Source organism: Variimorphobacter saccharofermentans, assembly GCF_014174405.1.
Lineage (GTDB): Bacteria > Bacillota > Clostridia > Lachnospirales > Lachnospiraceae > Mobilitalea > Mobilitalea saccharofermentans.
This window is the reverse complement of the sequence record NZ_JACEGA010000001.1, coordinates 4,090,496-4,105,000: the sequence shown is the minus strand read 5'-3', so window position 1 is coordinate 4,105,000 and position 14,505 is coordinate 4,090,496. Positions and strand designations below refer to the sequence as shown.

7 protein-coding genes, 7 tRNA genes and 1 rRNA gene are annotated in these 14,505 nt (G+C 39.8%); all 15 read left to right on the top strand.

The genetic code is table 11. From position 1 onward, the window contains the following. The first annotated feature begins 386 nt into the window (after nt 1-386). The 15 genes from H0486_RS17920 (at nt 387) to H0486_RS17850 (ending at nt 14,264) form a co-directional block, all read left to right on the top strand. Nucleotides 387-3,462 (top strand): 23S ribosomal RNA (locus tag H0486_RS17920). 77 nt (nt 3,463-3,539) lie between these two features. Beyond that, nucleotides 3,540-3,613: transfer RNA gene (locus H0486_RS17915), tRNA-Asp, on the top strand. Between the two features lie 95 nt (nt 3,614-3,708). Further along, nucleotides 3,709-3,781, top strand: a tRNA-Val gene (locus tag H0486_RS17910). 122 nt (nt 3,782-3,903) lie between these two features. Then, nucleotides 3,904-3,976: transfer RNA gene (locus tag H0486_RS17905), tRNA-Thr, on the top strand. A 26-nt stretch (nt 3,977-4,002) separates the two neighbouring features. After that, nucleotides 4,003-4,084, top strand: a tRNA-Tyr gene (locus H0486_RS17900). 61 nt (nt 4,085-4,145) lie between these two features. Next, nucleotides 4,146-4,219: transfer RNA gene (locus H0486_RS17895), tRNA-Met, on the top strand. 82 nt (nt 4,220-4,301) lie between these two features. Beyond that, nucleotides 4,302-4,374, top strand: a tRNA-Phe gene (locus H0486_RS17890). 19 nt (nt 4,375-4,393) lie between these two features. Beyond that, nucleotides 4,394-4,466, top strand: a tRNA-Lys gene (locus tag H0486_RS17885). A gap of 171 nt (nt 4,467-4,637) precedes the next feature. Then, nucleotides 4,638-5,354 carry an NAD-dependent protein deacylase gene (locus H0486_RS17880; RefSeq protein WP_408647637.1) on the top strand — a complete coding sequence of 239 codons (717 nt, stop codon included), beginning with the start codon at nt 4,638-4,640 and terminating at the stop codon, nt 5,352-5,354. 365 nt (nt 5,355-5,719) lie between these two features. After that, nucleotides 5,720-7,936 (top strand): bifunctional diguanylate cyclase/phosphodiesterase, encoded by a 2,217-nt coding sequence (locus H0486_RS17875; RefSeq protein WP_228354287.1) that lies wholly within the window; start codon nt 5,720-5,722, stop codon nt 7,934-7,936. 197 nt (nt 7,937-8,133) lie between these two features. After that, the gene (gene fsa / locus H0486_RS17870) at nt 8,134-8,787 is read left to right on the top strand and encodes a fructose-6-phosphate aldolase (RefSeq protein WP_228354286.1); all 654 of its coding nucleotides are present in this window, start codon (nt 8,134-8,136) and stop codon (nt 8,785-8,787) included. A gap of 40 nt (nt 8,788-8,827) precedes the next feature. Continuing rightward, nucleotides 8,828-10,810: a transketolase gene (gene tkt, locus H0486_RS17865; protein WP_228354285.1), complete on the top strand. Its 1,983-nt coding sequence runs from the start codon at nt 8,828-8,830 to the stop codon at nt 10,808-10,810. 608 nt (nt 10,811-11,418) lie between these two features. Next, nucleotides 11,419-12,003 carry a hypothetical protein gene (locus H0486_RS17860; RefSeq protein ID WP_228354284.1) on the top strand — a complete coding sequence of 195 codons (585 nt, stop codon included), beginning with the start codon at nt 11,419-11,421 and terminating at the stop codon, nt 12,001-12,003. Nucleotides 12,004-12,108: 105 nt separating this feature from the next. Then, entirely contained in the window at nt 12,109-12,786 is a 678-nt protein-coding gene (locus tag H0486_RS17855; RefSeq protein ID WP_228354283.1) for a response regulator transcription factor, read from the top strand. Nucleotides 12,787-12,848: 62 nt separating this feature from the next. Continuing rightward, a complete protein-coding gene (locus tag H0486_RS17850; protein ID WP_228354282.1) occupies nt 12,849-14,264 on the top strand; it encodes a sensor histidine kinase in 1,416 nt (471 codons plus the stop codon). Nucleotides 14,265-14,505 lie beyond the last annotated feature (241 nt).

Below are 14,505 nucleotides of genomic sequence, written 5' to 3'. Positions count from 1 at the left end.
TTGTAAGATTAGATAAGAATGATAAACATTGTTCTTATTATAATCAAGACATCCAGTGAAGTGATGATACTTTTCCGAATGGAAACAGAAGGAAAGGGCGCGGTCATCATGGAACGAAACTGTAATACACCTAAGTGATGAAAATCACCGTACCGCTACGCTAGGCGGTATGAGATGAGATTGTAAAGACAAAGATAAAGGATTTCTAAGAGGAAATTTTGATTGCGCCAAGCACGGTTATAAAGAGAAGTAAACTTCTCTTAAGAAAAGCTTCGCTTTTCTCGATAAGCGCACTTTGCTTATGCAACCAAAAACAACTCATTGCTCTTACGAAAGTAAACTTTCGACGAGCACTTCCTTGTTTTCGTTAGCGCAATCAAAATTTAGGTTAAGCTAATAAGAGCGCAGGGTGGATGCCTTGGCACTAAGAGCCGAAGAAAGACGTGATAAGCTGCGATAAGCTACGGGGAGGAGCAAATATCCATTGAGCCGTAGATTTCTGAATGGGGAAACCTAGCTGAGAAAACCTCAGTTACTGTATACTGAATCCATAGGTATACAGAGGGAACCCGGGGAACTGAAACATCTAAGTACCCGGAGGAAGAGAAAGAAACATCGATTTCCTAAGTAGCGGCGAGCGAAAGGGAAAGAGCCTAAACCACGGTAGTAATACCGTGGGGTAATGGACCACAATAACGTGAGTAAGGAACTAAAGTTCCGTAGATGATAGCAGAACGGTTTTGGGAAAGCCGGCCAGAGAGAGTGAAAGCCTCGTACGCGAAATCAGAAGACAGCGAGTGGGATCCGGAGTACCGCGAGACACGAGAAACCTTGCGGGAAGTCGGGGGGACCACCCCCCAAGGCTAAATACTACTTAGTGACCGATAGAGCATAGTACTGTGAAGGAAAGGTGAAAAGAACCCCGGGAGGGGAGTGAAAGAGAACCTGAAACCCTGTGTTTACAAGCTGTGGAAGGTGTGTCTATCTGCTTACCTATCTATAGGAACGCTTATATATGTTAGAATGTGAATTGCTGCGTCAACTTACTCAGCGTAGGCTACTACGCTTGCGTGAGTTTCCTTGCAATTCGCATCCTACCACACATAATCGCTCCTGTGAATAGGCAAGCAGATAGCCATCAACCGCGTACTTTTTGTAGAACGGTCCGGCGAGTTACTTTTGCAGGCAAGGTTAAGGACTGAAAGTCTGGAGCCGAAGGGAAACCAAGTGTTAAGAGCACGTCAAGTCTGTAAGAGTAGACCCGAAACCGGGTGATCTATCCATGTCCAGGTTGAAGCCGCCGTAAAAGGTGGTGGAGGACCGAACACACATCCGTTGAAAAGGGTGGTGATGAGGTGTGGATAGGGGAGAAATTCCAATCGAACCCGGAGATAGCTGGTTCTCCTCGAAATAGCTTTAGGGCTAGCCTCGATTTAGTTTAACGGAGGTAGAGCACTGAATTGCCTAGGGGGCGTCAAAGCTTACCGAAGCATATCAAACTCCGAATGCCGTATAAATAATGATCGGGAGTCAGACTACACGAGATAAGTTGGGTAGTCAAAAGGGAAAGAGCCCAGACCACCAGCTAAGGTCCCAAAGTGAGTGTTAAGTGGAAAAGGATGTGGGATTTCAGAGACAACTAGGATGTTGGCTTAGAAGCAGCCATACATTCAAAGAGTGCGTAATAGCTCACTAGTCGAGAGATCCTGCGCCGAAAATGTCCGGGGCTAAAACACGACACCGAAGCTGTGGAATTGAGAAATCAATTGGTAGAGGAGCATTCTTAAAACGACGAAGCTGTACCGGAAGGAGCAGTGGAGATTTAAGAAGAGAGAATGCCGGAATGAGTAGCGAGATAGAAGTGAGAATCTTCTAGGCCGAATATCCAAGGTTTCCGGGGTAAAGCTGATCTGCCCCGGGTAAGTCGGGACCTAAGGCGAGGCTGAGAAGCGTAGTCGATGGACAACAGGTTGAAATTCCTGTACCTTATGCAGACAGAACTGTGGGGACACGGAAGGGTAGGAAGAGCCGGGAAAGGAAAAACCGGTTCAAGCACAAAGGCGAGTCAGGGAGGCAAATCCCCCGGATGATGCTGAAGTGTGATGAGGAGCGAACCAAAAGTAGCGAAGCTTCCGAACCCAAGCCGTCAAGAAAATCCGCTATTGTTCTGCATAAGCCCGTACCGTAAACCGACACAGGTAGATGAGGAGAGAATCCTAAGGCCGACGGGAGAAGCATTGTTAAGGAACTCGGCAAAATGGCCCCGTAACTTCGGGAGAAGGGGCGCCTGCGAAAGCAGGCCGCAGAGAAATGGCCCAAGCAACTGTTTAGCAAAAACACAGGTCTATGCAAAACCGTAAGGTGAAGTATATGGGCTGACGCCTGCCCGGTGCTGGAAGGTTAAGGGGAGACGTTAGCAGGAACTTTAGTTCCTTGCGAAGCGTTGAACTTAAGCCCCAGTAAACGGCGGCCGTAACTATAACGGTCCTAAGGTAGCGAAATTCCTTGTCAGGTAAGTTCTGACCCGCACGAAAGGCGTAATGATTTGGGCACTGTCTCAACAATGCACCCGGTGAAATTGAAATACCAGTGAAGATGCTGGTTACCCGCGCCAGGACGGAAAGACCCCATGGAGCTTTACTCTAGCTTGATACTGGGACTCGGTAATGCATGCACAGGATAGGTGGGAGGCTAAGAATCTATGACTCCGGTCGTAGAGGAGCCGCTGTTGGGATACCACCCTTGTGTTACTGGGTTTCTAACATGCAGCCGTGAACCGGCTGGTGGACAATGTCAGGCGGGGAGTTTGACTGGGGCGGTCGCCTCCGAAAGGGTATCGGAGGCGCTCAAAGGTTCCCTCAGAATGGTTGGAAACCATTCGAAGAGTGCAAAGGCAGAAGGGAGCTTGACTGTGACACCGACGGGTGGAGCAGGTACGAAAGTAGGACTTAGTGATCCGGTGGTATAAAGTGGGATTGCCATCGCTCAACGGATAAAAGCTACCCTGGGGATAACAGGCTTATCACTCCCAAGAGTTCACATCGACGGAGTGGTTTGGCACCTCGATGTCGGCTCATCGCATCCTGGGGCTGTAGTAGGTCCCAAGGGTTGGGCTGTTCGCCCATTAAAGCGGTACGCGAGCTGGGTTCAGAACGTCGTGAGACAGTTCGGTCCCTATCCGGCGTGGGCGCAGGATATTTGAGAGGAGCTGACCTTAGTACGAGAGGACCGGGTTGGACGAACCACTGGTGCATCGGTTGTCATACCAATGGCACGGCCGAGTAGCCAAGTTTGGAAGGGATAAACGCTGAAGGCATCTAAGCGTGAAGCCCCCCTCAAGATAAGATATCCCATAGCACAAGCTAGTAAGACCCCTTGAAGACGACAAGGTGGATAGGACAAAGGTGGAAGTGCGGTAACGCATGTAGCTGATTGTTACTAATAGGTCGAGGGCTTAACCTAAAAAAGGGTATATGGTGGAAGAGCGGAGTCGCAAGACGAAGCTCTTGGATGTACATTTTCTTGTGTAGTATCAATAAGGCCTAGTGGCTCAGTTGGTTAGAGCGCCGCCCTGTCACGGCGGAGGTCGAGGGTTCGAGTCCCTTCTGGGTCGTTATCAAATTTAAATTTTGATAGATTGGATTATAGAATGTTTCATACAATATTTACATAGCATGAAATGAAACACTTCGCACATAATAATCCCAAGGGATCTTAGCTCAGCTGGGAGAGCATCTGCCTTACAAGCAGAGGGTCATAGGTTCGAGCCCTATAGGTCCCATTGAAATCTAATTTTTGTTTTGTTATGCCGATGTGGCTCAATTTTAGATAAAATTTATTTATAAATTTTATAGGAAGAGCAGTCGGGCGGAGCACGTAGCTCTGCATTGAATAACTTAATATGCCGATGTGGCTCAATTGGCAGAGCAGCTGACTTGTAATCAGCAGGTTATCGGTTCGAGTCCGATCATCGGCTTTCAACTGAATAAAGTTGATATATTTGGATGGGTTCCCGAGAGGCCAAAGGGGGCAGACTGTAAATCTGTTAGCGACGCTTTCGAAGGTTCGAATCCTTCCCCATCCACTTGGCTTTAGGCCAATCATGTTTGCAGAGGTAAGATCTTTAAGCGGACAAAAAATAATGCCGCGGGGTGGAGCAGTCTGGAAGCTCGTCGGGCTCATAACCCGAAGGTCATAGGTTCAAATCCTATCCCCGCAATTTGTATTTTTTACAAACCGAATAGCTTTCGTTACCATAGAAGAGAGTAACGACTCCTTCCAAGGCACACGAAGTTGACCTTGCCCAGATAGCTCAGTTGGTAGAGCAGAGGACTGAAAATCCTCGTGTCGCTGGTTCAATTCCGGCTCTGGGCATTTTGCTTTGAAAAGCAATGGGATATTAGCTCAGTCGGTAGAGCACATGACTTTTAATCATGGTGTCCCGGGTTCGAATCCCGGATGTCTCATTAGACCTCATAGAGGTCTTTTTTTTATACTTATTTTCATTGACAATCATATTCTAACGTATTAGTATAGTTAATATACAAAGTGTAATAAATTAGATATGCATAAATCAGATGGAATATTGCAATTATGAATGATATAGTTTCATATCATTAGTCGGGGGGATTAGGATGATTCCTGAAAAGATTACACTTTTAAAAAAATGGATTTCAGAAAGCAGCAATATTGTTTTCTTTGGTGGAGCTGGAGTTTCAACTGAAAGTGGTATACCGGACTTTCGAAGTACGGATGGTTTATATCATATGAAATACGCATTTCCACCTGAGACGATATTAAGCCATCATTTTTTTATGGAGAGAACAAAGGAGTTCTATGATTTTTATCGTGATAAGATGATTTATGCAGATGCGAAACCTAATATCACACATAAAAAACTAAGAGAGTTAGAGGAAAAAGGAAAGCTAAAAGGAATCGTCACGCAAAATATTGATGGTCTTCATCAAATGGCAGGAAATGTTGAGGTATTAGAACTTCACGGCTCTATTTTACGTAATTATTGTATGAAATGTGGGCGCTTTTTCAATTTGGATTATATAAAGCAACAACAAGGAATACCTCACTGCGATTGTGGAGGGATCATAAAGCCAGATGTTGTATTATATGAAGAAGGCCTGGATGATCAGGTGATAAATAGATCGTTAGAGTTAATCAGTAATTCGGAAATATTAATAGTTGGAGGCACATCTCTCAGTGTATATCCTGCAGCAGGATTAATTCGATATTATAGGGGTAATAAATTAGTATTAATTAATAAAGATAAAACTGCTTACGACGGTGAGGCAGACCTATTAATTAATACGAGACTGGGAGAAGTATTTCAACAATTATAATATGTTAGCCATGCCCTAAAGGCATTAAATACTTCATATATTAATTATCTACTTATAACAATGTATGGAAATCATGCGAAATGAATAAAAAAAGAAAGGATGGAAGGAGGTATGATATTAGAGATTATAGAGAGAAAGATATACGAATGAATAAGGATACAGCATAAATGGAAGAGAGAAATATGCTGAATCAGGTCGTAGAAACTTTGACAACAATATAATCAATATGTTAGTATAGGGGTATCTAACTAGTATACATGGATTAAAGCATAATTCAACATAGAAGATATGAATGCGCTGATTACTGGTAATATGATAAAGTACGTTACTGAGAAAATTATAAATTACTTGCGAGGAGAAACTACATGAAGCTTACTTTACCAAAAAACAGAATTGCTCCGTTGATTATATTTGCTGTTTTCAGCATACTATTACTACTTGTTCTAGGATTGTATCATTTAAATCGTACATCACAATACAGTATGAGGACAAGATTAGATAGTTATGAAACTGTATCCAATGATATTGTAGAAATGATAAAGCACACCATAGAAAGTAATTATCAGACAATCCAGAATTCTGCTAATTTGATAGCAAAAGCAGGTGAACTTGATAAAGAAAATATCTCCATTCTTTTGTCACTTCTTTCAGAAAACAGCACGTATGTAGACATTGCTATCGTTGGGCTGGATGGCAAAGGGTACAACATAGCTGGTCAGGAGATTGATATTTCACAGGAAGCGTGCTTTACCAGTGCTAAAAATGGAAAGATCAACTCATCCGAGGAAATATCTTATACCAGCGACAATGTTCCCGTGAATCATTACGCAGTTCCAATCATGGAAGAGGGTAGATCAAAAGGTGTTTTATTTGTCAGCATAAAAGCACAGATTTATTCTCATGCATTAGTTGAGAATGAATATACACATAATAGTTTCGTATATCTGATCAATAAGGATAAGAAATTAGTATCTTATATGAATGACAGTAAGATTGAGGACTTCAACTATGATGAGATCATAGCCCAAGGCTTTTTTATTGAAGACTATGATAATATGTCATCCATAAAAAGCCCTGATGGACTCATATTAAAAGGGAATAATGCACATCAGCCATATATTTGGGATAAAAAACCGTTAGGTATTAATGACTGGTCAGTACTAATCGGCTGGGAAGATGTTACGGATCCATTAAGTAATAACATCCTAAGATTAACTAATCTGGTTTGGGTAATTGTTAGTGGTATATTATGTATTTTATTTTTACTGATGATAATTACACAAAGTAGAACCAATCGTAAGATCGTAAAGGTACTTTACTTAGACCCTGTAACCGGCGGTGATAACTGGTATAAATTTCGCATGAATGTAAGTAAAGTTTTAAACAGCAGGCAGTTTACGAAGAAAAAATTTGCATTGATTAATTTTGATGTTAATCGTTTTAAGATTATAAACGATGCCTATGGTTATCATAAGGGAGATGAAGTATTAAAGGATATCTATTTAGTTATTAAGAAATGGGTAAGACAGGGTGAGCTATTTACAAGATATGCAGCAGATCAGTTTTATATTTTAATGGCATATCAGGAGGAAGAAGAGATTAAGGATCGTATTCACGAGCTGAATGATCGAATCCATCAAAGACCATATATGAGCTCAGCAAAAATATACTTTGGAGTATATTATATAACTGAACGTCTGGATTATTCTATTGACCGTATGGGTGAATTTGCAGGAGTTGCGAAAAACAATATTAAAGGTAATTCTGAAGAAATCATCTCATATTTTGATGATGTTACGAGAAGAAGACTTTTAAAAGAAGAAGAAATTGAAAAATCAATGAATGAGGCTCTCAAAAACGAAGAGTTTCAGGTTTATTTGCAACCTAAGTATGCTTTACAGGAAGAGACGATATCGGGTGCAGAGGCACTTGTTCGCTGGTTTAGCAGTAATGGCTCAGTAATATCTCCTGGGTTATTTATACCTGTTTTTGAAAAAAATGGTTTTATTACAGAACTCGATTTATATATGATTCATAAAGTGTGTGGAATCCTTCGTAATTGGCTGGACAAAGGCTATAAACCATTACCCATATCGGTTAATATTTCAAGGCTACATTTTGCTAATGAACATTTGGCTGATATAATTAATGAAATTGTAGATAATTATGTTATACCCCATGATTTAATCGAACTAGAATTGACAGAAAGTGCATTTCTTCAAAATAAAGAAACACTGATTAACACAGTAATTCGATTAAGACAATATGGCTTTATGGTATCAATGGATGATTTTGGAGCAGGGTACTCTTCGTTAAATTCATTGAAAGATTTACCCCTGGATATTGTAAAGCTGGATGGAGAATTATTCCGTATTACAGATGAGGTGGAGCGTGGCCTTACTGTAATTCGCAATACAATAACAATGGCAAAGGACTTACATATGCAGGTTGTTGCTGAATGCATAGAGACAAGGGATCAGGTAGAGTTTTTGTGTACAGTGGGATGTGATATCATCCAAGGATATTATTATGCAAAACCGATGCCTGTAGATCAGTTCGAAAAGCAATATTTACTCTTATAATATACGACTATGTATACAGAAAAATGAGGGAATCTTCATAATGTATGTACAATTTGCCGATTGCGTAAAAACCTTACATATAGTATATTTATAGTATATTCGAACTGTAGAAAAGCAGTTATTTAGTACATACTGTACGAACGGGTTGTATATACAACTTAATATCATCGTGCAGTTTATCCATAGGAGGAAATGATATGAGACTTTTTATTGACACAGCAAATGTTGAAGAAATTAGAAAAGCAAATGATTTAGGAGTTATTTGTGGTGTAACAACGAATCCATCTTTGATTGCTAAGGAAGGTAGAGATTTCGTTGAGGTAATTAAGGAAATTACCAGCATAGTAGATGGACCAATCAGTGGTGAAGTAAAAGCAACTACCGAAAAGGCAGAAGATATGATTGCAGAGGGTAGAGAAATTGCTAAAATTCATCCTAACATGGTAGTTAAAATTCCTATGACATTAGAAGGCTTAAAGGCAACAAAGGTGTTATCACAGGAAGGTATTAAGACAAACGTAACCTTAATTTTCACCGCAAATCAAGCTTTATTAGCAGCAAGAGCGGGTGCAACTTATGTTTCTCCTTTTGTTGGGCGTTTAGATGATGTTTCAACAACTGGTACTGATTTGATTCGAACCATTTCAGAAATTTTCAACATTTATGATATTGATTCACAGATCATTGCAGCAAGTGTACGTAACCCTATTCATATTACAGAATGTGCATTAGCAGGTGCTGATATTGCAACCGTACCTTACAGTGTAATCGAGCAATGCACAAAGCATCCATTAACTACAGCAGGAATTGAGAAATTCCAGCAGGATTATCGTGCAGTATTTGGAGAGTAATGAAATACTTATATAATCTAATATTTAAGGAGGAACAACAATGAGCAATATCGACACAATGTCAGTAAATGCGATAAGAGTATTATCTGCTGATGGTGTTCAAAAAGCCAATTCCGGTCATCCCGGTCTACCTTTGGGTGCTGCGGCTATGGCATATGAATTATGGGCAAAACACATGAAACATAATCCGATGAATCCAAAATGGGAAAACAGAGACCGTTTTATCTTATCGGGTGGACATGGTTCCATGTTGTTATACTCTTTATTACATTTATTCGGATATGGTCTGACTAAGGAGGATTTAGCATCATTTCGCCAGGACGGATCATTAACTCCCGGACATCCTGAATATGGACACACGGTTGGTGTAGAAGCAACTACCGGTCCTTTAGGAGCAGGTATGGCTATGGCAGTAGGTATGGCAATGGGCGAAGCTCACTTGGCAGCAATGTTCAATAAGGAAGGCTATCCGGTTGTTGATCATTATACCTATGTACTTGGTGGAGACGGATGTATGATGGAGGGCATCACTTCTGAAGCAATGTCTTTAGCAGGTACTCTTGGACTTGGAAAATTAATTGTTTTATATGATAGTAATAAAATTTCCATCGAAGGAAGCACGGATATTGCTTTCACCGAGGATGTTAAGAAAAGATTTGAAGCCTTTGGTTTCCAGACACTTGTAGTAGAAGACGGTAATGATCTTGCTGAAATTGGTGCAGCTATTGAAGCAGCAAAAGCTGATAAATCAAGACCTACTATGATTACGGTAAAGACTAAGATTGGTTTTGGAAGCCCTAGAGAAGGTATGGCAAGTGCCCATGGAGAGCCTCTTGGAGCAGATAATGTCAGAGCTCTGAAAGAAAAGCTTGGATGGACAAACCTTGATGAGTTCTATGTTCCGGATGAAGTTTATGAGAATTTGAATTCCATTAAGAAGGAGCTCGCTAAGGATGAAGCAGAATGGAATCAAATGTTTGAAAACTATTCTAAAGCTTATCCTGAGATGAGAAAATTATGGGATCAATATTATGATGATACAGTAGCAGATGATCTGATCAATAATGATGATTTCTGGGCATTTGCTGACAAGCCGGAGGCAACTAGAAATCTTTCCGGACAGATTATTAATAAATTAAAGAACTATCTTCCGAATTTAATTGGTGGAGCAGCAGATTTAGCTCCATCTACAAAGACCTATATGAGTGACATGGGAGATTTTTCAAAGGATAATTATGCAGGCCGTAATCTTCACTTTGGTGTAAGAGAATTAGCTATGGCAGCAATGGGTAATGGTTTAATGCTGCATGGTGGTTTAAAAGCTTATGTATCAACCTTCTTTGTGTTCAGTGATTACGTGAAGCCTATGGCAAGATTATCCGCATTAATGGGTCTGCCATTAACATTTGTATTGACCCACGACAGTATCGGTGTTGGAGAAGATGGTCCTACTCATGAACCCATTGAACAGCTGGCTATGCTGCGCGCTATGCCGAATTTCACTGTATTCAGACCGGCGGATGCAACCGAATGTGCAGCTGCTTGGTATTATGCAGTAACCTCTCGTAAGACACCTACTGCATTAGTATTAACTCGTCAGAATCTTCCTCAATTAGCTGGATCTTCTAAGGAAGCATTAAAGGGTGGCTATATCATCTCTGATTCCAAGAAGTCAGTTCCGGATGCCATTATTATGGCAAGCGGATCCGAGGTTGAGCTTGGTATTAATGCACAAGCAGAGCTTGCAAAAGAGGGCGTTGATGTAAGAGTGGTAAGTATTCCTTCTATGGATTTATATGAGGCTCAATCAGATGAATATAAAGAAAGCGTTATGCCAAAGAGTGTTAGAGCGAGAGTTGCTGTTGAAGCAGCTACTGACTTTGGATGGGGCAAGTATGTAGGATTAGACGGAACCACTGTTACAATGAAGGGATTTGGTGCTTCTGCACCTGCCGGAGTACTCTTTAAGAAATTTGGCTTTACCACAGAGAATGTAGTAAAAGCCGTAAAGAGTGTTTTATAATAGTATAGTATAAGAATATATAAATATGAAAAGACGCATGAATAACATCGTGCGTCTTTTTTCGTGCGTCAAGACGGTATTATGTAATCAATATCTTATATACTGGAACATCTTCTATTTAAAGTCGTTACTTAGTCTCTGCTCTATAAAGACTTATGTAACGACGAAGAAGCGACAGATTGGGTAAGCCGGAGGATGTAATATATCCAGAGCGGAGTATTTGCACACGTCGGTACTTAGGTTCTGTTCTTTAGAACCTTATGTACCTCTACGTAGTGCAACTTAGTGAAAACGGCTCCGCGGCGGATATATTACATCCTCCGGCTTACCCAATCTGCCGCTTCTTCCCCACCACATAGATAAGTCAAACCAAACATTAAAATTCCATGAGAAATGATGTAAGAATGTTGTTTTCATGAGAGACGTATGATATTATTTTGAATTAATAGTAACAAAAATGGGAATTTCTGAAGGTATTCAATCTTTATATACGTTTATGTAAATTAGGCAGTATAAATATGTCTGTGATTATCATGGGGAGACAACATATTTACAGGACTGTTTGTATAAATTAGTAGAGGAAATCCTCGAATATAGGGGGTAATCATATGAAGAGAACAATACCAAAAATACTTTTAATTTTGAATACTACGGTATGGACTATTATTTCTATCATAAATTATATCGGGATAATGAATCAAATCGAAGATGTGATGCAGATATTTCTTTGGAGTATCTTTATTCTAATGATGTACTGGTTGATCGGATATGCCTCATCCATGTTGATTAAGCGGCTATATTATATTCATCGAAACAATGAAAATGTTCGGTATAATAGTCAGCTACTTATTATCAAGCCGATGTTCCTGCTATTTGCAGTAGTTATTTACCTGTATGGAGCATGTTATTTGAATTCAAACTTATTGGGATTGTTACCGATGTTTCTCTTTTTTGGGAAGATACTGATTCCTTCCGGCTTAATATATGTTCAAAGGGAGGATACGTTTTATGTGTTGGATCATCATGCAAAGGAGTATATCGTTCAGAATATCAATCTGGAGAAACGCGTCCTTATACTTCAGGAGATGAATCCAAACCGTCAAATAGAAACGCAATTACCCTTATCGGAACACGATCTAAGCTTTCTGCAGAACTTGCTGATTAAGAATGTAGAGGTAAAGGAAGTAGCATAATCTAATGGATATTAACTTACAAGTATTGAAAATGAATTCAATAACCGATACAATGAACATACATAGTAGTAAGGCGTTAGGAAATCACGTAGGGAGGATATAACCGTGGCAAAGATTTTAATTGTAGAGGACGAATTAAAGATTGCTCGCTTTTTGGAATTAGAATTAAAACATGAAGGATATGAGGTTTTACTGGCAGGAGATGGAAGAATAGGGTTGGAGAAGGCATTGAAAGAGAATCCCGACCTGATTATATTAGACATTATGCTTCCGGGCTTAAGTGGAATTGAAGTATGTCGAAGAGTTCGATTGGAATCTCAGGTACCGATTATAATGCTAACGGCGAAAGATGATGTGACAGATAAGGTTGCAGGACTAGATATGGGAGCCGATGATTATATGACAAAGCCATTTGCCATTGAAGAATTGCTTGCCAGAATTAGAGTAGCTCTAAATAGAAAGAAGCAAATGTCAGAACCAAAAGGGGATATACTTCAGATCGGTCAGGTCACCTTGAATTTAAAAAGTCATAGTGCCTTTTATGGAGAGGATGAACTGGTACTAACGAAGAAAGAGTACGAGCTACTGGAATATCTGATGAAGAATAAGAACGTTGCGTTAACAAGGGAACAGCTTTTGAACAATGTATGGGATTATGAATATTTTGGCGATACCAACGTTGTCGATGTTTATATCCGCTATTTACGACAAAAAATTGATGAAAAGTACAATGTGAGATTAATCTCTACTGTTCGAGGTGTAGGCTATATCATTAAAGATTAGGACATTGAATAGAGGGAGGAAAGCGTAGATATTCAACGTTGATAAGCATAATGAGAAATCGTTTGTTAGATATTATACGAAAGATATTACAAAAAATTATACTCCCGATCAGAAAGAAAAAAGAGGAGTTTCTTAGTAATTTTCGTTTTTCCATGGCATTTCGTATATCCATGGCCTACCTACGCCTATTACTGACCCATGGAATTTTATTTATGGCAGGTTTCTTTCTATTATATATGCTATCGGAAAAGGCTAAATACGATCAGATGTCCCAGGATATCATAGTCTCCATAACGGATATGGATGGTGCAAAATGTGTGAATCCATATTATATGTTAGGGCTTTCTATGAGAATTACCAATACCGATACGGGAGAGGAACTTTATAACGATATCTCCTATTTTCCGGCTGAAGAAAAAGCCTTTTTTAATAGAATCTACTATAATCGTAAAGATAGAGGACATATCCTAATTATTGATTCTGAGGAGAAATTCACCCTACAGGGGGTAACTTATCTGGCTCAGTTTCAATATGATTTAACTCGTAGCTATATAGACTTTTTCTCTCTATTGTGGAAGATGGTTCTTTTATATCTTGGCATTGTATGCCTTATTATTCGAAAGGGAATACGCAGTGATATCCGGCTCTTTGAACCGCTCCGTATTATGTCTGCCACAGCCAATCGATTAACCGTGAACAATTTGCATAGTGAGCGGCTAAATATCGAGGGAACCAAGAATGAGCTAAAGGATTTAGCAACCGTAATTAATGCCATGCTGGATCGCATTGAGACCTCCTATGAAAGTCAAAAGCAGTTTGTGTCGGATGCATCACATGAATTAAGAACCCCAATAGCAGTGATTCAGGGCTATGCAAATCTTCTCAACCGATGGGGTACTACGAATGAAGAGGTGTTGCATGAATCGATTGAAGCAATACAAAATGAAGCACGGTCAATGCAGGATTTGGTTGAAAAGCTGCTATTTCTGTCCCGCCATGATAAGAAAACCTTGAAATTAACGAAAAAGCGATTTAACATGCGTTTACTAATCGAAGACATGGTAAAGGAGACGAAACTGGTTGCTGCGAATCGGATCATTAATGCCCCGATTATGGAAGATGTGATTGTATATGGGGATAAGCAGTCCATAAAACAGGCAATTCGTATATTTATTGATAACGCAGTAAAATATACCAAAGACGGAGACGAAATAACGATTCTGTGTCAAAAGATAAATGAGGATTGCGTAATTACAATTCAAGATACCGGAATCGGTATGACCAGAAACGATGTGGATCATATCTTCGATCGTTTCTATCGATCTGATAATGTCAGAAATCAGAATATCAGTGGTCACGGATTGGGGCTATCCCTGGCAAAATTAATTATTCTTGCCCATACAGGGAAGATTAAAGTTCGATCTCAGTATAAAAAGGGTTCCAGCTTTATCATTACATTGCCCAAAAGAAGATTTTAGTGATGTTCAATATTTATTATATACAGGCGTGTCGCTACGGCTCATAACCGGAGTAGACACGCCTTTTGTAATGACAATAAAAGCTCACAAAGCGTACTTAAATTGTATCATAATTAGGATAGATTGGAGAGATATAAAAGGCCCGTTTATTGTTGATTACTGTGTAACTTACCCTTTAACATAAACATCTTACCATTAAAAAGTGCATCTTACTTTGTATCCTATTGCATATCAAAAGAAA